This window comes from Oceanospirillum sediminis, from assembly GCF_014164585.1.
In the GTDB taxonomy this organism is placed as follows: Bacteria; Pseudomonadota; Gammaproteobacteria; order Pseudomonadales; family Halomonadaceae; genus Oceanospirillum; species Oceanospirillum sediminis.
In genome coordinates this window covers 1-21,302 of sequence record NZ_JACJFM010000004.1, presented here as the reverse complement: position 1 = coordinate 21,302, position 21,302 = coordinate 1, and the positions used below count along the sequence as shown (strand labels likewise).

23 protein-coding genes are annotated in these 21,302 nt (G+C 45.1%); 19 read left to right on the top strand and 4 right to left on the bottom strand.

The window, feature by feature from the left end:
- The first annotated feature begins 143 nt into the window (after positions 1-143).
- Together H4O21_RS04175 and H4O21_RS04170 are read left to right on the top strand one after the other, a co-directional pair.
- Positions 144-833: an SLATT domain-containing protein gene (locus H4O21_RS04175; RefSeq protein WP_182807598.1), complete on the top strand. Its 690-nt coding sequence runs from the start codon at positions 144-146 to the stop codon at positions 831-833.
- A 45-nt stretch (positions 834-878) separates the two neighbouring features.
- The gene (locus H4O21_RS04170; RefSeq protein WP_182807597.1) at positions 879-2,618 is read left to right on the top strand and encodes an AIPR family protein; all 1,740 of its coding nucleotides are present in this window, start codon (positions 879-881) and stop codon (positions 2,616-2,618) included.
- 369 nt (positions 2,619-2,987) lie between these two features.
- On the opposite strand, the gene H4O21_RS04165 is transcribed toward H4O21_RS04170, so the two are convergent.
- On the bottom strand, positions 2,988-3,617 hold the full coding sequence (locus tag H4O21_RS04165) for a LexA family protein (protein ID WP_182807596.1): 630 nt from the start codon (positions 3,615-3,617) through the stop codon (positions 2,988-2,990).
- Positions 3,618-3,757: 140 nt separating this feature from the next.
- Between H4O21_RS04165 and H4O21_RS04160 the strand changes: the two genes are divergently transcribed.
- The 15 genes from H4O21_RS04160 (at position 3,758) to H4O21_RS04090 (ending at position 15,410) form a co-directional block, all read left to right on the top strand.
- The gene (locus tag H4O21_RS04160; RefSeq protein ID WP_182807595.1) at positions 3,758-3,973 is read left to right on the top strand and encodes a transcriptional regulator; all 216 of its coding nucleotides are present in this window, start codon (positions 3,758-3,760) and stop codon (positions 3,971-3,973) included.
- Positions 3,974-4,014: 41 nt separating this feature from the next.
- The gene (locus H4O21_RS04155; protein WP_182807594.1) at positions 4,015-4,494 is read left to right on the top strand and encodes a phage regulatory CII family protein; all 480 of its coding nucleotides are present in this window, start codon (positions 4,015-4,017) and stop codon (positions 4,492-4,494) included.
- 12 nt (positions 4,495-4,506) lie between these two features.
- Positions 4,507-4,884, top strand: a complete 378-nt coding sequence (locus H4O21_RS04150; protein ID WP_182807593.1) for a hypothetical protein — start codon at positions 4,507-4,509, stop codon at positions 4,882-4,884.
- A 447-nt stretch (positions 4,885-5,331) separates the two neighbouring features.
- Entirely contained in the window at positions 5,332-5,490 is a 159-nt protein-coding gene (locus H4O21_RS04145) for a hypothetical protein (RefSeq protein ID WP_182807592.1), read from the top strand.
- A 171-nt stretch (positions 5,491-5,661) separates the two neighbouring features.
- Entirely contained in the window at positions 5,662-6,963 is a 1,302-nt protein-coding gene (locus tag H4O21_RS04140) for a helix-turn-helix domain-containing protein (protein WP_182807591.1), read from the top strand.
- The gene (locus tag H4O21_RS04135; protein WP_182807590.1) at positions 6,927-7,688 is read left to right on the top strand and encodes a DnaT-like ssDNA-binding domain-containing protein; all 762 of its coding nucleotides are present in this window, start codon (positions 6,927-6,929) and stop codon (positions 7,686-7,688) included. The genes H4O21_RS04140 and H4O21_RS04135 overlap by 37 nt, the downstream gene beginning before the upstream one ends.
- Positions 7,618-8,490, top strand: coding sequence for a replication protein P (locus H4O21_RS04130; protein WP_182807589.1), 873 nt, complete (start codon positions 7,618-7,620; stop codon positions 8,488-8,490). Before H4O21_RS04135 ends, H4O21_RS04130 begins: the two co-directional genes overlap by 71 nt.
- Positions 8,468-9,145, top strand: coding sequence for a hypothetical protein (locus H4O21_RS04125; protein ID WP_182807588.1), 678 nt, complete (start codon positions 8,468-8,470; stop codon positions 9,143-9,145). Before H4O21_RS04130 ends, H4O21_RS04125 begins: the two co-directional genes overlap by 23 nt.
- A 908-nt stretch (positions 9,146-10,053) precedes the next feature.
- Positions 10,054-10,962, top strand: a complete 909-nt coding sequence (locus tag H4O21_RS04120; protein WP_182807587.1) for a hypothetical protein — start codon at positions 10,054-10,056, stop codon at positions 10,960-10,962.
- A gap of 580 nt (positions 10,963-11,542) precedes the next feature.
- The gene (locus H4O21_RS04115) at positions 11,543-12,319 is read left to right on the top strand and encodes a nicotianamine synthase family protein (RefSeq protein ID WP_182807586.1); all 777 of its coding nucleotides are present in this window, start codon (positions 11,543-11,545) and stop codon (positions 12,317-12,319) included.
- Between the two features lie 67 nt (positions 12,320-12,386).
- Positions 12,387-13,760 carry a PD-(D/E)XK nuclease family protein gene (locus H4O21_RS04110; protein ID WP_182807585.1) on the top strand — a complete coding sequence of 458 codons (1,374 nt, stop codon included), beginning with the start codon at positions 12,387-12,389 and terminating at the stop codon, positions 13,758-13,760.
- A 201-nt stretch (positions 13,761-13,961) separates the two neighbouring features.
- Positions 13,962-14,216: a type II toxin-antitoxin system Phd/YefM family antitoxin gene (locus tag H4O21_RS04105; RefSeq protein ID WP_182807584.1), complete on the top strand. Its 255-nt coding sequence runs from the start codon at positions 13,962-13,964 to the stop codon at positions 14,214-14,216.
- Entirely contained in the window at positions 14,206-14,469 is a 264-nt protein-coding gene (locus tag H4O21_RS04100) for a Txe/YoeB family addiction module toxin (RefSeq protein ID WP_368737516.1), read from the top strand. The genes H4O21_RS04105 and H4O21_RS04100 overlap by 11 nt, the downstream gene beginning before the upstream one ends.
- Before the next feature lie 322 nt (positions 14,470-14,791).
- Entirely contained in the window at positions 14,792-15,109 is a 318-nt protein-coding gene (locus H4O21_RS04095; protein ID WP_368737515.1) for a type II toxin-antitoxin system RelE/ParE family toxin, read from the top strand.
- Positions 15,096-15,410, top strand: coding sequence for a helix-turn-helix domain-containing protein (locus H4O21_RS04090; protein ID WP_182807582.1), 315 nt, complete (start codon positions 15,096-15,098; stop codon positions 15,408-15,410). Before H4O21_RS04095 ends, H4O21_RS04090 begins: the two co-directional genes overlap by 14 nt.
- 82 nt (positions 15,411-15,492) lie before the next feature.
- Here the strand turns inward: H4O21_RS04090 and H4O21_RS04085 are convergent, their stop codons facing one another.
- Positions 15,493-16,368 (bottom strand): phage antirepressor N-terminal domain-containing protein, encoded by an 876-nt coding sequence (locus H4O21_RS04085; protein ID WP_182807581.1) that lies wholly within the window; start codon positions 16,366-16,368, stop codon positions 15,493-15,495.
- Between the two features lie 685 nt (positions 16,369-17,053).
- Here H4O21_RS04085 and H4O21_RS04080 point away from each other — a divergent pair.
- Positions 17,054-17,317, top strand: coding sequence for an ATP-binding protein (locus H4O21_RS04080; protein WP_182807580.1), 264 nt, complete (start codon positions 17,054-17,056; stop codon positions 17,315-17,317).
- Positions 17,318-17,583: 266 nt separating this feature from the next.
- On the top strand, positions 17,584-19,566 hold the full coding sequence (locus H4O21_RS04075; RefSeq protein ID WP_182807579.1) for a hypothetical protein: 1,983 nt from the start codon (positions 17,584-17,586) through the stop codon (positions 19,564-19,566).
- Here the strand turns inward: H4O21_RS04075 and H4O21_RS04070 are convergent, their stop codons facing one another.
- Together H4O21_RS04070 and H4O21_RS04065 are read right to left on the bottom strand one after the other, a co-directional pair.
- Entirely contained in the window at positions 19,567-20,667 is a 1,101-nt protein-coding gene (locus tag H4O21_RS04070; protein WP_182807578.1) for a D-alanine--D-alanine ligase family protein, read from the bottom strand.
- Between the two features lie 5 nt (positions 20,668-20,672).
- Positions 20,673-21,176 carry a tyrosine-type recombinase/integrase gene (locus H4O21_RS04065; RefSeq protein ID WP_255487143.1) on the bottom strand — a complete coding sequence of 168 codons (504 nt, stop codon included), beginning with the start codon at positions 21,174-21,176 and terminating at the stop codon, positions 20,673-20,675.
- Positions 21,177-21,302 lie beyond the last annotated feature (126 nt).

Below are 21,302 nucleotides of genomic sequence, written 5' to 3'. Positions count from 1 at the left end.
TTGGCTAGCTAAATTATAGGTTGCTAAGTCATCTTTATATATTGAAAATCGAGTTTTGGGAGGTAAAAGCTTGGCTAATCCTAATACCTTGATAAAAGTACCTGTCCTATATTTTCTCGGCTTAATTTACTGGTGTTTTTAATATGTGGGCTTTTTTTTACGGTTCAGCAAAAAAAATAATTGGGGAAAACAAGGAAATAAGAGAGAGGGAAGAGCCTGCTTTTAAATTCTTGAAGTCGTTACATGTTGCTGCAAAATGTAGATACAATGCCAGTATTAGATTAAAGCATCAGTCTTCATTTTCTTTTGTCACTGCAACAGTACTATCTTTGGGGTTGATATTGATGCCGCTTTTGAAACTGGCTGGTGTAAGGTTCTCTATTAATGACTTATTGCTGGATGCGTTTCAAATTTTTTTAGCTGTTTCTGTTCTTGTTTACTCTGTTGTAATATCAAAGTCTAAATATGATGTTAGATCATCTAATATAAATGCATGTGGAGATAAGATTAAGTTTCTAGCGAGAGAACTGGAGTATGAATTAGGTCAATGTAAAAATTTAAATGCTTTTGACTATCATGATTTTAGAGATAGGTATTATAGTATAGATTCTGACATTGAAGATCATACATTGTTAGATTATGAACTTGCTAGATTGAATATGCCACAGTACTTCGAAGTTACAGGAGGGGTTAGATTTGTAATTAGACTTTGGTGTCTATTGAAATATCTATATATTTATATGGTTCCTTTAATTGTAATTTTTTTAGAAGGAGCTGTAATTATTATCTCCCTTCAACCTAGTACACCTCTTGATTTTATACATGTAAATTAGTTTGTTTCTTTGTATGTAAATTATTGTTTTCAAAACTGGTGATTTATGAGTAATTGGAAAGATGCTTATGCATCTAGAGAAGATTTAAAAGAGTATGGTGATAATGGCTTAGCTCTATTTGCTTTAGCCCTTCGCTTTGGTGTGGATGATCTAGAGACAATAGCAGGTGAAGCTATAACTGATGGCAATGACGATAAAAAACTTGACATGGTTTATATTAACCATGAAGAGGAGTATGCAGTAATAGCACAATGTTACTACTCCTCAAAGGATAAGCAATCAGCACCATCCAATAAAGCAAGTGATTTAAACACTGGTATTGGCTGGCTCTTACAAAGGGATATTAAAGAGGTTCCTGATCGAATTAAATCAGCTGCTGTAGAAATTAGAGATGCAGTTAGAGAAGGAGCGGTAAAAACAATTTACATATGGTATGTTCATAACTTACCTCAATCAGAGAATGTAACGTCAGAGCTTGTCACAGTTCAGTCAACAGCTGATACGGCAATAAAGAGACAGTTTTCATCTGCAAAGGTAAATATACATTATGTAGAAGTCGGAGATGAAACTTTAGACACATGGTATGAAGAGTCTTTATCACCAATTCTTGTCAATGAGGAGCTAGAAGTAAAAACTGATGGAGGATATTCAATTAGTGGACCAAACTGGAATGCATACTCTACTGCTATATCAGCCCAGTTCCTATATAGACAATATAAAAATCACAAGACAAAGATTTTTTCTGCAAATATAAGGGATTATTTAGGATCAAGATCAACTGATTCTAATATAAACAATGGAATAAGGCGTACAATTGATTCTGATCCTGATGATTTTTGGGTTTTTAATAATGGACTGACAATTCTGACTCATAATTTTTCTGTTAATGATGAAAATATCATTTCATTTAAAGGATTTTCTATTGTAAATGGTGCTCAAACCACAGGAGCTATTGGGTCTCTTAATAAACTACCAAGTCCAACAGCAAAAGTACAAGCACGATTTGTCTCCACTCAAGATGTAGATCAGGAGTTGATTCATAAGATAATACAATATAACAATAGTCAAAATAAAGTTGAAGCATCTGACTTTCGTAGCACTGACAGGTTTCAAAAAAGGCTTAAAACTGAGTTCTCTCATATACCAAATGCTGAGTATGAAGGTGGACGACGTGGAGGGGCAGGAGATGCTATTCGAAGAAGGCCAAACCTTTTGCCATCTTATACAGTTGGTCAAGCACTTGCCTGTTTTCATCAAGATCCTATAGTTGCATATAATCAGAAAACAGCAATATGGGTAAGCGACCGTCTATACTCTAAATACTTTAATGAAAATACAAAAGCTGCTCATATAGTATGCGCTTATTCTCTTATCAGGGCTGTTGAAAGTCGAAAGAAATCATTAATGGATAAATCGAGAAAGGGTTCACTGCAAAGCCATGAGGAAGAGTTTCTAAAGTATTTCAGACAGCGTGGAGCAATATTTTTATTATCATCTGCAATTGTTAGCTGTTTAGAAATAATATTAGAAAGAAAAATCCCTAACTTATATCGTATATCTTTTGGGGGATTAGTTTCACCTTCGCAGGCGGAAGCATATTGGGAGCCTATCGTAGATGTTACAATCCCATTTTGTACTCAGTTGAATAAGGCTCTTTCTGGCGGTTTGAAAAACAATACGACGGTGAAAGAAGTGGTATCAACCTTTCGTTCTTTGGTTCAAGCTACTTCTATTTCAAATAAAGGAATCTATAGCACTTTTTCAGAAAGAATATCAGCCCCATAGATATATGCATTCTTATATAACCCCGCCTAGCCCATTCCAGGCGGGGTTCTTCACATCTGAAATCTGCATTGTTAAAGAGCGTTGCTGCACTCATTCCTGATGCAACATGGCCCCTCAAAGTCTGAGGCCCCGGGAGCCTTGTCCGGCTCCTTGAGATGATCGTATTCGATCTCTCTGGGGTGTAATGTAAGTAAATCTATCTTTGTTCGTCAAGCAAAAAGAAAGAATATATTTCAATTAATTGTAAGCCTTGCTTTCTTTCTGGTGTGGATTGTCAGGTCTGGGAGACAGAATAAGACGTATGAGGGGATAGATAGCTGCCTGAAAAGTAATGTGTTTCAGGCAGCTGCGGGAATGGAAGGGACTGAATCAGAGACGGATACGCATATCGGCCACAATAACACCGAGAATTCTGCAGCTTCCATTGATCTGGAGGTAAGGTTCTGCCCAGGCTGAGTTCAGGGCTTTCAGGAATTTGCCTGTTCCGGGTTCTTCAATATAGCGTTTGAAGGTGGCTTCACCGCTGTCGATCAGAGAGGCAATCACATCATCACCGCTTTTTGCTGCGCGTTCCGGATCAACAAAAATCAGTGTGCCCGGTTTGTACTCATCAATCATGGACTCTCCCACGACCCGGAGTACAAAGGTATTGGCACTGGCCCCGGCGGGGCGCGGGTAAAACTCGGTATCTTCGTTAATTTCTACAAAACTTTCTGACCACATCCCTGCCTGTACCCATGATATTAAGGGGGCCATCCCGGCCATTTTCGGAGCAGGTGCAATATTACTCTCTGAGCTGTTTTCAGGCTCATCACCCAGTAATACGCCCCGACTGACTCCGTACCTTGCTGCCAGTGTGCTGAGCATTTCCAGAGAGGGGGAGGTTTGTCCCGACTCCCACTGACCGACAGCCGGTCTGGAAACACCCATTAAATCAGCAACCTGTTGCTGAGTCATTCCGGCATCTTTGCGGAACTTCTTTAATCGTTCGCCAAGCATAACCAATTCTTCGTTGCTTACTTTGAGGATATTTTGAAAGCAATGCTTTCTATTGTCATCGAAAGAATATGTAACGTATGGCTTGACGGGGAAGGTAAGTAAAAATTACTCTACTGTTATTCCAGTAAGGAGATCATGACATGAAACCCGAGCAAGCGATGCAAAAAGCTATTCAAATTGTAGGCCGTTCCAACCTGGCCCGCGCTTTAAAAATCAGTCCGCAGGCAATCAGCCAGTGGAAGCGTGTACCGGCTAAGCGGGTTAAAGCGGTTGAACGCCTGACAAAGCATCAGGTGCTGGCTGCTGAAATGCGTCCGGACATTTTTGAAAGCGAACATCTCTCCAGTATCCGCTGACCTCTCTGCCAATCACATGTTTTTAAAGGAGTAAATCACACATGGGAGCCAAACCCAGAGAACACGACGGCGGTACGTTGTCGCTGTCGCAGGCCTGTTATCACGCGGTGTATGCGTATCCCGGTAAGGTGGCGGCGGTGGCGTCTCAGGCCGGTATCAATCCTGGTACGCTGGCCAATAAGCTCAATGCCAATGTGGAGTCCCATAAGCTGACGGCAGATGAGGCGGTGCTGATTGGGCGTATTACCCGCGACAACCGCATTCTTAATGCCCTGTGTTTTGAGATGGATGCCGTGTGGCACTGGCTGGAGGAGGTGAAAGACGCGCCGGGTGATCTGGATGTGCTCAGTCAGGGGGCCAGTGTGCTGGATGCGTCGAATCAGTCCATTCAGGAGCTGATTACCGCGTTAGAGGATGGTCGGGTGGACCGGCAGGAGGCACGGCGTATCAATGCGACCGTGATGGAAGCTCAGCGACAGCTGACGGTGTTGCGTCGTCTGTCTGAGCGTTTTATGGACTGACAGGAGTCTTTTATGTCTCGTTTTATACCTCGTTTTATACCTGAGCCTCGCCCCGGGCGCGGTGATGATCTTAAACCCTCTCCCGAGTTACAGGCGCAGGCGGATCAGCTGTTTGCGCCCATTGTGCCGGAGTCGCAATCCACGTTTGAGTCCCGCACCGGGGATGTCGTCAACCAGAAAATCACCGTCGCCATTACCGCTTTAGAGGAGGCGCTGCGCTGTATGCGTGCGGGCAATCCTTATGGGGGTAATACGGCGGTGTACTGCCATCTGTCGGAGCAGGGCCAGGCAATGATGCAGACGCCCACGTATCAGCGGTTAATGCTGTTGCGTCTGGCCCTGCAGGATCTGGAGCGCTGTACTCAGCCGGTGGTGTCCAGCCGGTTCTGATGTCTGCGAGGGTGTCTGCGGTGTTTATCTCAGCCTGATGGCGGCAGAAGCGTTAGCCGGTAGCGGTTAACGCCTGTGCGGGCTATCGGGCTTTTTTTGTTTGTAGGGCGCATTGGTAAAGCGTGTTTGTACAAGGTGTTTACAGGGTGCGTGTGTCTGGTGGGCTGGTGATCCCGGTGAGTGATCGGTGCTGCGGCTTGTGATCGGTGTTAGCAGCATCTGTCCGTGGTCGGTGCTGCGACCTGTGCCTGGCTTGTATGCCGGTGCTCTGGCAATCGCTCTGTGGTTATAGCCCTGGGCAGTGAGTCCCGTGAAATAAATCCTGTGCAGTGAGTCTTGCGGAATAAGGAGGCTGTGATGACGTAATCCAATCAATAAGGCCGGTATCTGCCGGTCATTGTCTGTCCCCTGTGCTGCCTTTGTGGGTGGTTCGGGTGAGCTGTGCTGATGCGTAAAACCAGCCTGGCGGGTGAGGTTTGTCCTGCAAAAGGTGGTCTGGTGTGGCGATGGGCTGTGCGGGTCGATTCTGGCCTGCGCCTGTTCTGCGCGGGTGTTACGCCGGTGCTGATCGTCCGGGCCGGGGTTGTCGGCTGTTGTTCAGCATAGCAGAACCGGCCGGTGGGGGTTTTGTGTCTGTTTTTAAGGAGGTGTCGTGATGCCGATGTGCCGTGGCCCGTAACGGGGGCTGATGTTTTCTGACCAGCGTTGTCTTGTTCTTTCACTGTGCCATTCGGGCTGCAGGGGAGTTGTTGTGTGCCCGAAAGGAGGGTTTGGAGTATGAATTCGGAACTGATTGCCAGCTTGTTATCCCGCACTATTGCCTATCATCCGGTGTTCCGGGATGTGGCGGGGTCTACCGTGGGAGCGGTATTTTTAAGTCAGGCCTATTACTGGTCTACGGGCCAGCGTATCCCGTCAGAACGTGCCGGATGGTTCTATAAAACCGGTAAGCAGTGGCAGGAGGAAACCCGGCTGTCCCGTTCAGAGCAGATCCGCGCCCGGCGTGATCTTAAAAAGGCCGGTCTGCTGGAGGAGAAGCGCCGGGGCCGTCCGGGCCGTCTGTTCTACCGGCTGAATATTAAGCGGCTGTTTGAGCTGATCAGTCTGCTGACAAAGTCCTGCTCGGGTGGTTCGTCTTCTGGTGAGGGGAACGGATCGAAGGGCGCGGCCAGTGCGGGAGATCCATCTGGTCAGGTTCAGGCAGGCCATCTTCAGACAGAGGGTAATCAACCGGTGCAGGGCCAGTCTGTTCTGGCTAAGGGTGTTCAGGCACGGGCAGAAATCCCTTTGTATTCCGCCAGTTTGCAGGATTCTGCACTCTCAGATTATGAGGCTAAAAATCCGTTTAAAAACAGCAGTATGCAGGATTCTGCAGTATTAGCGAACGGAGCATATTGTCTGAATTATCCACACAATGACTCATCGAAAAAAGCCAGTGAAATCAACAGTATGCAGAATGCTGCATTCTTAAATTCATGGGATCAGCACCTGAATACCGGCCCGTTCACCGCCAGTCAGGAAAATGCCTTTAATAACAGCAGTTTGCAGGACTCTGGCGTTAGAGATCAGGTTTCTGCGTTAACAATGCAGGATTCTGCAATCAAAGCGCAGAATCCTGACATTAAGAGTGCAGAATCCTGCGATCTATATACAGAGATTACTACAGAGAATACGTCACAGATTACTGCTGCTGCTGTGCCAGCGGTCGGCTATGAGGCTCACGATTATCACGAGGCTGTTTTAACACCGGCAGCCGCATACAGCACTCAGCCGTCAGAAGAGGTTATTCAGGGTGGTTCGATTCAGAGCGGTCAGCAGGCGTGGTCTGGTTCGAATCCGGGACAGTCGAGTGATCGTCAGGCTAATGAGCATCCGATTGACGATCAGAGCGATCAGAATATTCCTCATGATCATGGTCAGCAGAATCATCAGAGCCAGCAGAGCACCCCGAATCATCAGGGGCCATTCCAGCCACAGGCAGAGATCACCCCACAGGACAGAGTTCATCAGCAAACCCAGGGCACAAGTCTGGCCCGTTTCCCATGCAGGAGGGCTGGGAACCGGATACCCAGCGTCTGAAAGCCCTGTGCCGTATGCGCGGTGTGTCGCTGAAGCATCTGTCCCCGGCGCTGTATCAGGATCTGCTGCGGGAGTTCCGTACCTACCGGGCCAGCGAGGGCCTGTCCATGAGCCAGCACAAGTGGGAGCTGAAGCTGGTGGATCAGCTGATGTGGAATCAGCGCAACCGGCCAGAGCTGTTTGCCGAACCGGGCGATCTGTCACGGTCAGCGGGGCCATCGATCAACAGGGAGTCACGTTATGCCAAACCAACCTCCGGCGTCTGCGGACGCAGTAAACCGAAAAATGCCGCCGAACGTCTGGCCGCCAGCTGTGCCGGGGCCTTCGATTATTTCCAGTCAAAGGCCAGCCGACAGACGGAGTACCGGACAGATGACCTGCCAACCGCTCAACGGGCAGACGATAGATCAGGCCAGTGTTCAGGGGCAGGCACAGGAACCGTCCAGCCAGCAACGGCAGCAGTTCAATCAGCAGCAGGCCACGAGACCACAGGGCGACAGGATGCGGGACACGGCATCGGTCAGCCGGTTGTTGCAGGCGAGGTTTCCAGGGGTGCAGGAGCCGAACACTCAGGAGGCATCACCACAAGCCCGGCCAGCAGCGTCAGTGAGTCCGGCTGGGAATACGACCGACAGAGCGCTGCCGAATCAGAACATGCAGACAGCGTCAGTGAGTCCGGTGACATCTGGAGCAACCCGAATCTCTGGCCAGTCTCCTGGGGCTGAGAGTCATCAGGCCAGCACTGAGACTGTTCCGGCAGATGTGTACGCGATGTACGGGCCAGAACCCTCGGCAGGGCATCCGGCATCAGATGCTGATCAGGCGGATGTTGGTCAGGCTCAGACAGAGTCACCAATCCCTGATCCTGAGCCACCACAGCCAGAGGTGCTGGACGCTGGGCCAGAGCAGGAGGCGAAACCTCCGGATCGTATCGATCAGTTGTTTATCCGGATGCAGGTGAACTACGGCCACATCTGGAGTAGCCGTTTCGGTTCTGCCGAACTGATGCGGGCCGGTAAGGCGGAATGGGGCAATGCACTGGCGAGGTGTTCAGACGAACGGCTGGAGATCGGGGTAAACCGTTGCTTTGCAGAGTACGACAAAGCGCCCTCGATGACGGAGTTTGTCCGCTGTTGTCTGCCAACACCGGAAGAGTTCGGACTGCCAGATTCGGAAGACGCCTACCGGGAAGTCTGCTGTAAGGCTCATAACCCGAACCATCCGGAGGTGATCGCAAACTGGAGTCATCCGGCAGTGTACCTGGCAGGCAAGGCCACGGGCTGGCATGACCTGCAATGCGGACTGAGCGGGGTTCGGAACCGATTTGATAAACACTATCTGCAGCTGTGCAGGCAGGTGATGTCCGGGGCAAGGCTCACCATCCCACAGCCCAGAGAGAAAGCACTGGAACAGCACCAGAACGGACGCTCTGTACGCACAGAACATGAGAAACGAACGGCACAGAGCTATCTGGATCAACTGAAATCACAACTGGGAATGCGACATGGGAATACCTCACAGGATTGATACGGAGAAGACGCAGACAACAGGCCAGGGGCAAACGGCCTGTCATCTGCCGATCGCGGGGCATGATGCGATGGATACGACAGAAGGATCACGACACACGAACACCGGGCAGGCTGCTGCTAAACCGTCAGCTAAGCCCTCAGCTAAACCGCGAGCAAAGGCCAGACGAAACACTCAGGCTAAGGCCCGCTCATCAGCAGCCAGTGCTTCAGGCGCTCAAACCTCTCAGAGCAGGACTGGTCCGGGCAAGACCGGTCCGAAGAAACTGAAAGCGATTCCGGCCATAGATGCGCGTCTGCAGATCTGGGCCAGATGGCGACTGATGAACGAAGACCGTGGCGAGGGTGAAGCCAGCGGCAGCTCAATGCTCGGAGCCATTATGGACGGCGGCGGGCAATATATCCGCTCGACCAATCCTTCGGCCAACAGTATGCCAGATGAAGTGTTCGATATGGATCGGGCTGTAACTAAACTGCCCATTGAACTACGCATGGTAGTCGAGACGAAATACCTGGATGATCATCTGGATGCACCAGAGAAGATGTCAAAATGTGGTTGCTCCAAACGGCACTACTACAGCCGTCTGTATCAGGCACACCATGAGCTGCTGTTTATGATCAGCACACCAGAGCAACTGCGGGAACGGATGAAGTAACGACAGGATCAGCCCCGGATCAGGGAGCGATCCGGCAAGCCTTACGGTGTAGGTGATTGGGGGAATGACTACACCGGATCAGCAAAGTGATTGTGTTTCTGACCTTCGGGGCATCAGACCGCAGGTCGTTTGTCTTTATGGCTCTGGCTGGGGGGAGTGTAGTGGTAACAGGTATGGCTGAATGGATCAGATGAATTGCTGATTTGTCGGTTCGATGGCGGGTCCTTCCTGATCTGTCTGGTGTACGGGTGGCTGAACCGCAGGTTGTGTGGAGATGGGCAAATGTTGGAGGGGGTTATAATAATACTCTGCAGATCAGAGACTGCCTGACCACTGATGACAGACTGTTCCGGATCGCTGGGCGGTACCGAGCATCCTCCCGGGAAAAGCGCGGGTCCTTTCCAGCACTTTATTTTTATACGGGGCATCAGACCGCGAACATTTTCTATTTATACGACGCGTAAGGGGGGTTGTAGTAGTAGCTCCTGAACAGAGATGGATAACAGAGTCAGACAGAGAGATGAGAAAAACAGATCGGAATGACTGGCACTTCAGTCAGACTGGTCTATGTTAATAATATTGTTTGAATATTGAACGACCTCCATTGAACCAGCCGGGCTGCTCTCATGCTTGGACTGGCTTTTTAGCTGGGCAATGCTCTGATTAAAAGTATTTATGAGGTTTTTTGTATTTAAATGATGACATCTTGAATTTAGCTTATTTTTATTGTTTTTTATTATTTCGTACTATGCTGCCATTCAAGATCCCTTCTTACCTTAAATAAAATACCGCACAGGATAATAATGAGCATGATGCTAATTCGTAGTAAAAGTGTACTGATATATACTTTAGTATTGCTTTTTGCCTTTCTAAGCTTACAATCCCGTGCTGCGAGCACAGGCGATACTATGTTTATTTCTACTCAGATGAAAAAGCTGAGTGGCAAAGGGGCATATCTCTATCGAGAGTTTACGATAGGATCGACCAGCAGCTTTGAGTTTATATTTGCCTCGGATTATCAGGCCCAGGCAATCATTATCGATAAGTCAGATCTGAGCCGCTTCATACAGGGTTCCAGTGTCAATTACTACGCTGGCTTTAACAACAAGTATGGTATCACCAGTGTAACGCTATCACCCGGTAAGTATGCTGTTGCGATCAGAAATACCGTCAATGGCGATAATGTAATTTCGTATGAGCTGGATTATTCTGAGGCGAAGATTGACGGCTATGAGTACGTTTCTACAGACATCAAAGAAGTTACCAGTGTGAACGGAAATGGGTGGCTGGTACAGCCTTTCACCGTCACAGATGGCTATGTTTATCAGGTTGATGGTCTGAGTACAGGGCTTAAGAGCTATGTGATCCCTGCCAGTGATATAGCCAGCTTCAAGGCCAGAGGCCGGTTTAACTATTATACCGATTATTCCTCTGGCTCTGTAAATGGCAGTCAGCCAGGTGCAATGGTGCTTAACCTGTCTGCAGGTAATTATGCGCTGGCTTTCTATAACGACGATTCAGATAGCAAAAAACTGGTTTATCGGTTTAGCAGGTACAAGCAGAAAGCATCTTCAGGTAATGGCAGCACCGCCAGCTATGCTGACCGTGTATTCAATGATATTGAAAACAACTACAGCTATTACTTCCCTTCATCCACTCGTTATGGGAGTGCCACTGATGGGGAATACTACTATCGTTCATACACTATGAGTACAGGTAGAACGTCATTTGTTCTGGAGTGGGATGGTGATCTTTGGTATCTGATTGATGGTGGAGAGTGGAACTACTGGGGACCGATTTCAAACTGGTCTTTGTAATACGTTCAGATCCTCTGTCTTATTTCAATAGCAGCTCTGGCTTATATGCCAGGGCTGTTTTTGTATCTGAAGACTTAATCGTATCTCATCATAATTCTTGCGGGTCCTTTCTGGCACTTTCATTTATGCGGGCGCGTAGAGTCGCGAAGTTTTTGCAGACACCAGAACCCCTATGCCTTCCTTCCTTTTTAAAATGGGGGAATGGGTGAGGTGAGAGTCAGGGTATGTTTATGATGGATATACCATCGAAAGCAGCTGACAATCGCAGTTCGTAGATGTGCTTTTCTTTATTGCTTATCAGGTGTGGTTGTCATAACCATGCCTCTGAATTCTTCTCTGGATGTCGTTTTGCAACTCTGGCCAATGCCGCTGAAACGGGTATGAAGGTATGTCTATGATGGACATACCTTTGTAATCAGACAAAAGAGTCCTGATTTCATAGAGCATCGCTTTAATCCACTGGCTGCCAGTTGCATCGAATAAAATAACCGAAAGCTAACAGCCAGGGTTTTCCCTTATACCGTCGCAACTTGCCTGTTGATACCATCTTTAAACCTTATAAAAACAGTGGATTTAGACGATGGATCAGATAGTAGAAAGCTTGTACTTGTTTTACGACCACCTCTGTACCCTGCAAAACCCCGTGATACAAACACCTGCAGTTAAAAAAATTTATGACGAATTCGTTGAATTGCTTTCCACTCCGATGACAGAGGCTGATGTTCAGTCTATCGCAGAGCAGATCACTTTTCGTAAGGACCTGACGCGTTTACATGGGGAATTGCATCTGAGATCAGAGAAGAAAGTCGCTGAAGATTATCTGGAGGGTCGTATAGATGACCTGTTTCAGGATACCTGGTTTGATAAGCACCTGCCCGTCTTACTTAAATCTCAGGTAGAGCATTGGGAGAGGTTGGGTTTTGATTTCAGTCAGCGTGATAAAAAGCTGGCGATGATTGGCGGTGGAGCATTACCCCAGTCTCAGATTCATTTTACTATTTATTCTGGAGCACCTGTTACCTGTATTGATCGCGATGATGAGGTAGTGTCTCTGGTCAGGCAGGTACTGAATAAAATGAAACAAGGTGATCTGCCTGTTATTCAGGCTGAGGGTAATCAGGCAGACTATAGTGAGTTTGATCTGGTTACAGTGGCTGCGATGGTGGAAGACAAAGCCAGTGTTCTGAAGCAAATTCGTGCTACATCAGATGCCTGGGTATGCGTACGTAATCCTTTGCTATTACATCAGCTGGTCAGAGAACCTATCCATCAGCAAGATGCTGAGACACTGGGTTTTCGGCTGGCGGGCACATGCCGTATTGCAAACAGTATAAGCACCGTTTTCCAGCCGGTGTAAACTCGCAAACATAAGCGTATTTATCTTGAATATCAGATAAAACTAACTCCTGAGCCAAGGATGTATCATGGCCAAATTAACCAAAAAACTAAAAGATCAAATGGCTGAGTCTTTAGAAGCCATTAACGAAGTATTGCAACAGAGAAGAAAAACGGAAAATCCCCTACCGGAGCAAGAGACCAATATTTTCCGTATTCTGAAACTGGAAAACCATGAAATCCGCCACGGGGCATTTCTGGACTTTTTATTGGACCCGGAGAGAAATGTGCATCTGGCCCTGGTGTTTGCCCGCTATTGGCTGGAATGTATCGCAGATGATATAGGACTGGATGATACGGCAATTACTGACATTATTAATGGCGATGATTTTAAAATCTGTCCTATTGAGGGGGAGCATAAGTATAGCGAAATACAGGTCAAAGGCTCCAGAAAGCTACGAATCGATCATGCATTAGAGCTTAGAACAGGCAATCGCCGAAGGGCTTTAGTTTTTGAGTATAAACATAATGGTGTGGTTCAGAATGACCTGGAGGCTTACCAATCCTTCGTCAGAAGCAAGTATCCAGGGAAATATTCTGACGTTCATTTTTTTATTCTGGAATTAGGGGATAAGGTTCATAGCAAAGACAGAGAAGGTGCTTTCGAGTACCTGAACAAGAACACTCTGATTACAGCCATAGAAAATACACTGGACGAGGCCCGACGACGGGATATGCAGGCTACTCGTCTGTATCTGGAGCAATATCTGGACATTCTTAATCCAGAGGTTGAGAGTGATTTTGTCTGGAATGGTATGGAGACGTTGCTATGGGATATGTGGAACCCACAAATCAGTGAGTGTGATGATTCACTCGAGGTATGGAGTGAACTGGTTGATGAAATGATCAGTCATCCTGATGATGTGGAGCTGCTTGATACTTATCACGAATCTGACTTGCTCGGACAACGAGTAATCCAGACTCTTTCGCAAAAAGGAATCAGCTGTCGACGTAATAGTCAGTGGATCAGAATTAAACTGCCGGATAGCCAATACCCGCACTTCTATCTGACCGCCTGGTTATGCTTCAGCAATGACGGGCCTTGTCTGGCAATCAACCTGGCCAGTTGGCAGGATAAGAAAATATCAGAAGAGATTGCACAAGCCCAATACCAGAAGGTACTGCATCTGGTGAAAAACGACGGAAACTTTGCTGGGCTGACAGAAGAGTTGTCGGATCTGGGGGATTACAACCGGATTTGGTGGAGTACAGAAGGAAAAATCTTGAACAAGGTAAAGCGCCGGACTTCTGTTCGCCGTCAGTACGATACGGTTATTTCCTTGCTTCGGCCGGTTAGCCCTGATGACCTGAAAGCCATTTGTATCGACAACGGTAATCCTCCTGTATTTGAGGCTTATATCAGTAATCTGATGGATCTGTTTGTTCAGGCTAATCAGAAGTAATGTATAGTCTCATAAGCTTTAAGGTGCGGTTGTCATAACCGTACCTTCGACAGCGACTTAGATGGTCGCTGTGACTTATATGAAACACCATAACGCCTACAGTACTTTTAATCTGGTTTTACTCTGTACTTGATATTGTACATATCTGAACACTGGGTTAGACTTGTTCAATAAGCTGTACATGTCTGACAGAGGTCTGCTATGCGTATTGTTTCTTTTACTGAGGCCCGTAACGGTCTTAAATCTGTACTGGATGGTGTTGTTAACGATGCGGACTGTACAGTGATTACCCGAAGAGATGCTGAGGATGCTGTGGTTATGTCAATGGACTACTACAACAGCCTGATGGAAACCGTTCACCTGCTGAAATCCCCGGCTAATGCCGCCCACTTGAACCAGTCGATAGAGCAGTATAAGGCGGGTAAAGTCACGGAGCGGGATCTTATTGATGAGTAGGATGCTGGCCTGGACAGATGCTGCCTGGGGCGATTATTTGTACTGGCAAAGTCAGGATAAGAAAACGCTTAAGCGTATTAACAAACTCATTGTAGATACTAAACGTTCGCCTTTTGAGGGCATTGGTAAACCTGAAGCATTAAAAGAAAACCTGTCCGGTTTCTGGTCCAGACGTATCGATGAATCGAATCGTCTTGTGTACGCCGTAGATGACCACCATATCACGATCATTTCCTGCCGTTATCACTACTAAGCGTAATAAAGCGTGAATCAGGCTTCTCAGATTTTTAACCCCAAGGGGTGGTCGTCATAACCACCCCTTGCATCCTTCAACCAGTAACCTTAACCCTGAAGATAAGAGCGCGGCACCTTCGACAGCAACTCAGGTGGCCGCTGTGACAACTCCAGCAAATGCCGCATGGCCTTCACTTCCTCAACCACAGCGCCGATCTCTTTCACCTGCAACAGCTCCTGTGATTTCTACTTCTGTACCAGCATTAGAATTAAATAGAAATTATCGGCTAAAATTGTGCCTGTACGCATTATGCGTATGCTTTGAGTATAAAAGCCTATTTGTGGAATCCTCTCTGTTTGAGAGATACCGGGAAGAACACCTGACCGATCAGGAGTATCGTGTATTCCAGGCGGAGCTGATGCAGAACCCGAAAAAGGGCGATGTAATCCAGGGGACAGGTGGCTTGCGGAAGATCAGAGTATCAGGCAAGGGTAAGGGAAAGCGTGGTGGTTCTTGTGTCATCTATTATTTTCTGGATGAGTACCACCGTTTTTATCTGCTGACGATTTATAGCAAAAACGAAATGTCTGACCTGACCACAGATCAAAGAAAGCAACTGAAACTGTTTATGGAGGCATGGCGCAATGAGCAAGCGTGACCTGTTTGCAGAACTCAGCTCAGCACTGGTTGAAGCCAAAGCCCATTCAGAAGGCAAAATGACCCTGAAGACTCATCAGGTTGATGATATTAACGAGCTGAATATCTCTCCGGAAGAGATCGTTGGTATCCGTGAAAGCTTCAATATGTCGCAGGGAGTTTTTGCCCGATTACTGCACACTTCATCCCGCACTCTGGAGAATTGGGAGCAAGGTCGAAGCGTGCCTAATGGACAAGCGATTACCCTGCTCAAGCTGGTACAGCGCCATCCAGAAACCCTGGAACATATCGCTGAATTATAAAACCGTATCCTCTGGCTTCAGAATCAGCCAGAGGATAATGCAGTGGGGCAGAATGGCTTCTTACAGAGACTCTTCTACAACCTTAACCCTGAAGATAAGAGCGCGGCACCTTCGACAGCGACTTCGGTGGCCGTTGTGACAACTCCAGCAAATGCCGCATAGCCTTCACCTCCTCAACCACAGCGCTGATCTCCTTCACCTGCAACGGCTCCTGTGACTTCTTAGCCTGTAACAACGTCCGGATTAAATGACTGGTAGCGGTCAGATAGGTGTCTGGCCCGCACAACTCATCGGCCCGATACTCATGCCAGCCTTTATGCCGGGGCAGACTAATCGAGCTACAGCTATCCGGTAATAACGACTCCTGCCTGGGTAACCACTCACCCTTAACCGCATAAGCCGCGATAAAGTTTCTGGCTTCCGGAAGCTGATCCTCTGTCAGGTCGTGGCCAGACTTTACATCAAACGCACGATGCAACTGACGCCAGATCCGGGCTATAGCTGAACGACGGGATTTATCTGGCAGGGATTTAACTTTGCCTTCGATCAGGCAGGATAACTGTTGGAATGAATCGGGAGAGATTGGGGAACGGGGATTAACAGAGAAGCCTTTTTGCCAGTAGTCGGAGAGGACTTTGAAGCATTCCCGTTTGTACTGGAGAATGTTCTCTCTGATTTCTGGTTTGACCCGATTAGTATCAACCCCGAAGAGCCAACCGTTGATAAATTCTAACGGCAGGCATGTATATTTATAATTTTTCCCGTCCGCTGCAGTTGAGTCCATTATGGACTCAACTGAACTCAGCACTTCATCTCGCTGTATACGCTTGCGCTGAGCGTGCCACTGAATCCCCATGTTTTCGCAGATAGGCTTGATAGCAACGTAGAGTTGATTGTTATGGGGGATAACTGAAATTGGTTGGCCGTGGAAGTCCACGGTAGAGATTTGATTGGTCATAGCTGTGACCTCGTATGTTTTTTAGTTTCAAGCAAACCAGTTAGTAGCTGGCAAGCCGGGTCTCAACTAGAGCAACATACGACGCTCCGGGCCTATTCCCCTTACGGGTGTTTTATTAACGCCTCTCAACCCGGCCATAAAAATGGCGCACGAGCACGTTGTACCCGAATTTCAGGCACAAAAAAACCGCAAGGCTAACGGATGCGGAATACCGCGTATGTTTTCTAGTGCGGTAAGAATCTGATAGTCAGGCGGTTTTGTCAAATTTATATCGAAGTTGCTGGTTGCCTATGCTTATTGATTGGCTACTGATGATGGTCTGGCTTGCTTCCGTTAAGAGAACGTGACTGATAATGAATTTTAGTCATTAAAAGAAATTGCGACATATATTGTCAGGGAATCTTTTGAAGGTCTTATCAACTAAGAACCTTAACTTTGAAACTCAGGTATTTAGCTGGAAGAAGCTCTAATTTAGCGACTGTTATTGTATTGTTTCACCATATGATCTTATGTAAATTTAGGCATCGGTGATGCTTTATGCATGTTTCTGATGAGATTTTGAAGAAATATCGAGGTAAAGCTGAGCCGTGTGCTTCAACTGTTTTGGTTGTTGTTGGATAGGGCTTTGCGAGCTTGCAATAAGTTTTTTCATTAAGTCGTATAAAAGTAAGGATAACTAATAATTATGACTGATAGATTATTTCTTCATAAGGCATTGGCTCAAGATGTTGCAATATCTAAAATAAAAAAATCACTAATTACAGAAAACAAGAGATGTATAGTTATACAAGGTCCTTCTGGGTCGGGGAAAACATGGCTGGCAGAAGCTATTTCACAAGATCTTTTTGAGTCTTCGCCAGTTTTTGCTGTTGGTGATTTAGTACGCATATCTGAATCATATGCACCTTTTGAAAGGCTTACGAGAAGAAAAAAAGGATTGAAAATTTAGCTTTTGATGGGGCTAAAATAGTTGCAGATGCAAGTAGCTATATTAGTGGCCTTGGTACCCTTGGCGCCAGAGTTTTTGACTGGGCTGTTTCTGCTACCTTAACTTTTAACAATAAAAATATTGATGATTTTACTGATGAAGAAATAAAGTGGATCAATAAGTTAAGGCGTGTATCAGGAAACAATCCAGTTGTTTTTGTTGCTGATAATATTCATTGGTGGGATAATGCGTCCTTCCAATTGTTGAAAAAAATCGAGAATATTAAAGTGTCAGATAATGACACCTTTCCTTCTAACATAAAATTTATAATCATTAGGACTATAGATCCCGCTCAAAGTGATAAAACAAGTAAGGCTTTTACTCAGTGGGTAATAAGCAAAAAACCTGACATAATTGAAACATATAAATGCTCAAAAGAACAGTTCTCTACTGCACTGAAGAGCTTTGGTGTAAATTCCTATATTCCTCCTTGTATTCTGCAAGATCTTTACTCTATTTCTTCTGGAAATCTAAAACTTGCAAAGCTAATAGCAGGAGCTATTTCTGATGGAGCTGATGCTGAATTTTTTTCAAAAGAAATAGTCCGATTAGGACTTCTTAGAACGCTACTTACAGAGCGATTTAAACACAGGGATGAGAACATTGAAATAGTTCTCGCAACACTTAAAAGTGCTGCTCTAATAGGTATGTGTTTCGACAAATCAGAGGCAGCATGTCTAATATCAAAAAAAAATGATAATAGCAATATTGCAGAGAGTTTTGCAAAAGCAAAAGATACTGGCTTGATAGATATTGATGGTGAGAAAGTATCATTTTCTCATCCCGTAATTGTTGAGTTCGTTCGTAAAGAGTTAACTGATTTTGAGGTCAGAGATTTGTCCTTAAAACTAGCACAGTGTCTAAGAGCTTTAAGACCTGCAGATTATAATCGTCAAGCTGATCTTTTTTTAGCTGCTGGTAATCGACGCGAATCAGCTGAAGCTATAGCCTTATATTACTTAAAGCTAAAACGTAGCCTTGAATACCCAGAAGATCATATGACTCCAGACTATAAAAGGCTACTATATGACTTTGATATGTTTTCAGTATGTGAAAAAATTGGTAAATCATATGAGCTGTTCGGCAAAGGAGATTATGATGAAGCAAGAGAAATACTTAAAACTACTCCTGAACCAGAGGAAAAAAGCTTAGCATTGGAAATGGTCTATACCAGATCTTTATGCCGGGTTGAAAGTGGTCGCTGTGAAGAAGTTGAGGCAGTTGCATTAGAACTAGAAAAGTATTTAGAACTTGAAGAGATGAGTGAATTTGTTGAAATATCAACTCGCTTTCGACTTTTACACCAGCAAGCTCTAGTCTTGTCTGGAGCTATTGAAAAAGCTCGCTTAAATTCAATAAGCTTGATGAGTTTTTTAAGAGGCAGAATTGCAATTGATTCAGATGCCAGATTAAAATACTATATTGTACTTAGAAAGTCTAACTCAATTCATGATCCATTCGTTGCATATACTCACTTAAAACAAGCAGTATCTTTTTTTAAACCTAAAAAAGTTAATGAACTTCCTGAGTATCCATTAGAGTACTATAGAACTCTTGTTAACAAATCTGGAGTTGAAATTCAACTGGGATTATGGCGCGATGCATGTATAACTTTAGATGAAGCTATTGGCTTAGTCTCATTATATGATTTTTTTGTATTTCCTAGGTTAGATGTAGCCTTAAATAATTTAAATCTTGCCCGTTGTCGTGAAAAATTAGACTCTCCTGAAAAAAGTGTCGAACAGCAAACACTAGTCGTAGCTCACAATGAGGCTCTATCAGATAATTTTCATCATAATCTGAATTTAATAGGAATGATGATCTTAGCAAATAACATTGAAGGCGCTTGTAGTGAGATATCAAGTCTTGAAATATATTTTTCAAATAGAAATATCTCAGAGCAATATATAACATTTCATCTTATTTGCCGTAAACAGGTAATATCTTATTTGAACGAAGACTGGGAGCTTTGTAATAAACAGCAAAAAGATATTGAACGCATGTTAAATGAAATTGATTGGCCTTCTAAGCCTGCTTTGTTGAAGCGAACATTGTTTTTCGGTGAGCTAATTAAAGATAAAAAAACTCTAGCCTTACAAGATTTCGACACATATTTTATAAATAAAGATCCCAGCGGGACAGGGCCTAGCTGGCCCCATTTCGGTAGAGGGGTTCTATTTTCAGAACTTCAGTTTTGGAGTGATTCTTAGTCAGATTTTCATCTGGTTATATCTGGTAATATTGGCTGCTATCATTATGGAAATAACATCCTTAAAATCATAACCAATTTTCTCAAAGAGCTGTACAAAAGAACTTCTCGGTAAAAGTGGAGGAGATTCATTGGTATCAAATATCCATGCTTCTCCATCTTCATCTATCCGCATATCAATTCTTCCTAATCCTTTCATGGAAAGTACATCAAATGCTCTTTCAGCAGAAGTTAATGCTCGTTTTGCTTGTAAGCTAGGAAGTTCATCAAATAAAAAAGTCTGAGCTGTTTTTTTTATATTTTCATCTACAAATGTCCGAGCTCGCTGGCCATAGCGTAGTTTATCTCCATCTGCAAACCCTATAAGACCAACTGCCTTTGGAGAAAGTGGGGCTATGATTGGCACTCCAACTTCATATCCCGTTTTGAATTCCTGTACAACACAGGATTGCCCAAAGCGATGTGCTCTTATAGAAACCACATTTGAAAAGTCATCATCTACAACTATAATACTTTCTTCATCAATCCCTTTTGAAGTCCCCTCCCATGCAGGTTTTATTATTACTTTTGTTCCAATATCAGGTGATGAGTTATGCATCCATTCTAAGCGTTCATATAAGAAATACCATGTTTCTGGAACCTTAATGCCACAAGATGATAAAATTTTATTTGCATGAAACTTGTGTCTGGCTACACTACAACCATGAGCTGGTGAATTCCAGCACGGAAGGCCAATCAGGTTACAAAATGATGGAATGAGAGCTCTACGACCTTCGCCTTCCCCACCTTCTGCTGTTGTTATTACCATCTGCCAACGATTAGATGATTTTATATTTGATTCGTTTGATGCCCATTTAATAAAATCAATTTCGTTATAGAAAGGTCGGACTGAAAAGCCAAGTTTCTCAAAAGTTTGCAACACAAAAGACACATCAGATTCTTTATAGTACTGCGATGTCATTGATAATCCATTCTCAGTATACTCTTGGATATCCCCATCAATCAAATTAGTAATAAATATTAATTCGACTTGGTGTGCTATATTTCGACATTCTAAAATCAATTCATCAAGGAATTCTTTGGACACATTAGATTCAATCATAATTATTAGTTATCCATTTTTAGTCCTCCTCTTAAAGCTGCTGCTGTGATTTGATTCCTCAGTTCTTCGTCGCTAACGTGCGTGTAGCGCTGTGTTGTAGTGATGCTCTGATGTCCCATAAGCTTTTGCACAAAGCGAATATCTACACCGGCATTCAGTAGTTCAGTGGCTGTGGAGTGTCGGCACATATGAGGCGTTGCATGCTCTTCCAGCCCACATTTATGGCTCAGTTCTCGTAGCAGTTTGCGTATGAATTGCGTTGATGCTGCTTTGCCTCGGCTATTCAGGAGCAGTGTATTAACATCTGTAGGGAAAAGTCGGTTACGCACTTTCATGTAGGTGTCGATCAGGCGCATTAGCTCCTGATCAGGGATAAACACTTTACGTTCTCTGTGTCCTTTGCCTTTGATACGGATCTGTCCTTTGTAAAGGTCCAGATCGTTCAGGGTGATGCTGGTCAGTTCTCCTACTCGGATGCCTGTGCTGTAAAGCATCTCCAGAGCCAGCAGTGTAGTGAACTGATTAAAGTTAAACTTCTCTATACCAATAGTTCGGACAGTTTCAGGAAGAAAAGAGGCTAGTCACATGAGTAGAAACTGCGAAAATATCATTCGCCAAAACCATATACCGCAGAA

What these genes read in the sequence shown, in the direction of transcription:
- H4O21_RS04165 (WP_182807596.1), bottom strand. Translation starts at nt 3,617, where the DNA reads ATGCTTGGCGAACGATTAAAGAAGTTCCGCAAAGATGCCGGAATGACT.
- H4O21_RS04105 (WP_182807584.1), top strand. Translation starts at nt 13,962, where the DNA reads ATGCGTATTGTTTCTTTTACTGAGGCCCGTAACGGTCTTAAATCTGTA.
- H4O21_RS04125 (WP_182807588.1), top strand. Translation starts at nt 8,468, where the DNA reads ATGGGAATACCTCACAGGATTGATACGGAGAAGACGCAGACAACAGGC.
- H4O21_RS04170 (WP_182807597.1), top strand. Translation starts at nt 879, where the DNA reads ATGAGTAATTGGAAAGATGCTTATGCATCTAGAGAAGATTTAAAAGAG.
- H4O21_RS04120 (WP_182807587.1), top strand. Translation starts at nt 10,054, where the DNA reads ATGTTTATTTCTACTCAGATGAAAAAGCTGAGTGGCAAAGGGGCATAT.
- H4O21_RS04175 (WP_182807598.1), top strand. Translation starts at nt 144, where the DNA reads ATGTGGGCTTTTTTTTACGGTTCAGCAAAAAAAATAATTGGGGAAAAC.
- H4O21_RS04145 (WP_182807592.1), top strand. Translation starts at nt 5,332, where the DNA reads ATGCGTAAAACCAGCCTGGCGGGTGAGGTTTGTCCTGCAAAAGGTGGT.
- H4O21_RS04135 (WP_182807590.1), top strand. Translation starts at nt 6,927, where the DNA reads ATGCAGGAGGGCTGGGAACCGGATACCCAGCGTCTGAAAGCCCTGTGC.
- H4O21_RS04070 (WP_182807578.1), bottom strand. Translation starts at nt 20,667, where the DNA reads ATGATTGAATCTAATGTGTCCAAAGAATTCCTTGATGAATTGATTTTA.
- H4O21_RS04110 (WP_182807585.1), top strand. Translation starts at nt 12,387, where the DNA reads ATGGCCAAATTAACCAAAAAACTAAAAGATCAAATGGCTGAGTCTTTA.
- H4O21_RS04090 (WP_182807582.1), top strand. Translation starts at nt 15,096, where the DNA reads ATGAGCAAGCGTGACCTGTTTGCAGAACTCAGCTCAGCACTGGTTGAA.
- H4O21_RS04155 (WP_182807594.1), top strand. Translation starts at nt 4,015, where the DNA reads ATGGGAGCCAAACCCAGAGAACACGACGGCGGTACGTTGTCGCTGTCG.
- H4O21_RS04115 (WP_182807586.1), top strand. Translation starts at nt 11,543, where the DNA reads ATGGATCAGATAGTAGAAAGCTTGTACTTGTTTTACGACCACCTCTGT.
- H4O21_RS04160 (WP_182807595.1), top strand. Translation starts at nt 3,758, where the DNA reads ATGAAACCCGAGCAAGCGATGCAAAAAGCTATTCAAATTGTAGGCCGT.
- H4O21_RS04080 (WP_182807580.1), top strand. Translation starts at nt 17,054, where the DNA reads ATGACTGATAGATTATTTCTTCATAAGGCATTGGCTCAAGATGTTGCA.
- H4O21_RS04085 (WP_182807581.1), bottom strand. Translation starts at nt 16,368, where the DNA reads ATGACCAATCAAATCTCTACCGTGGACTTCCACGGCCAACCAATTTCA.
- H4O21_RS04140 (WP_182807591.1), top strand. Translation starts at nt 5,662, where the DNA reads ATGAATTCGGAACTGATTGCCAGCTTGTTATCCCGCACTATTGCCTAT.
- H4O21_RS04130 (WP_182807589.1), top strand. Translation starts at nt 7,618, where the DNA reads ATGCAGACAGCGTCAGTGAGTCCGGTGACATCTGGAGCAACCCGAATC.
- H4O21_RS04150 (WP_182807593.1), top strand. Translation starts at nt 4,507, where the DNA reads ATGTCTCGTTTTATACCTCGTTTTATACCTGAGCCTCGCCCCGGGCGC.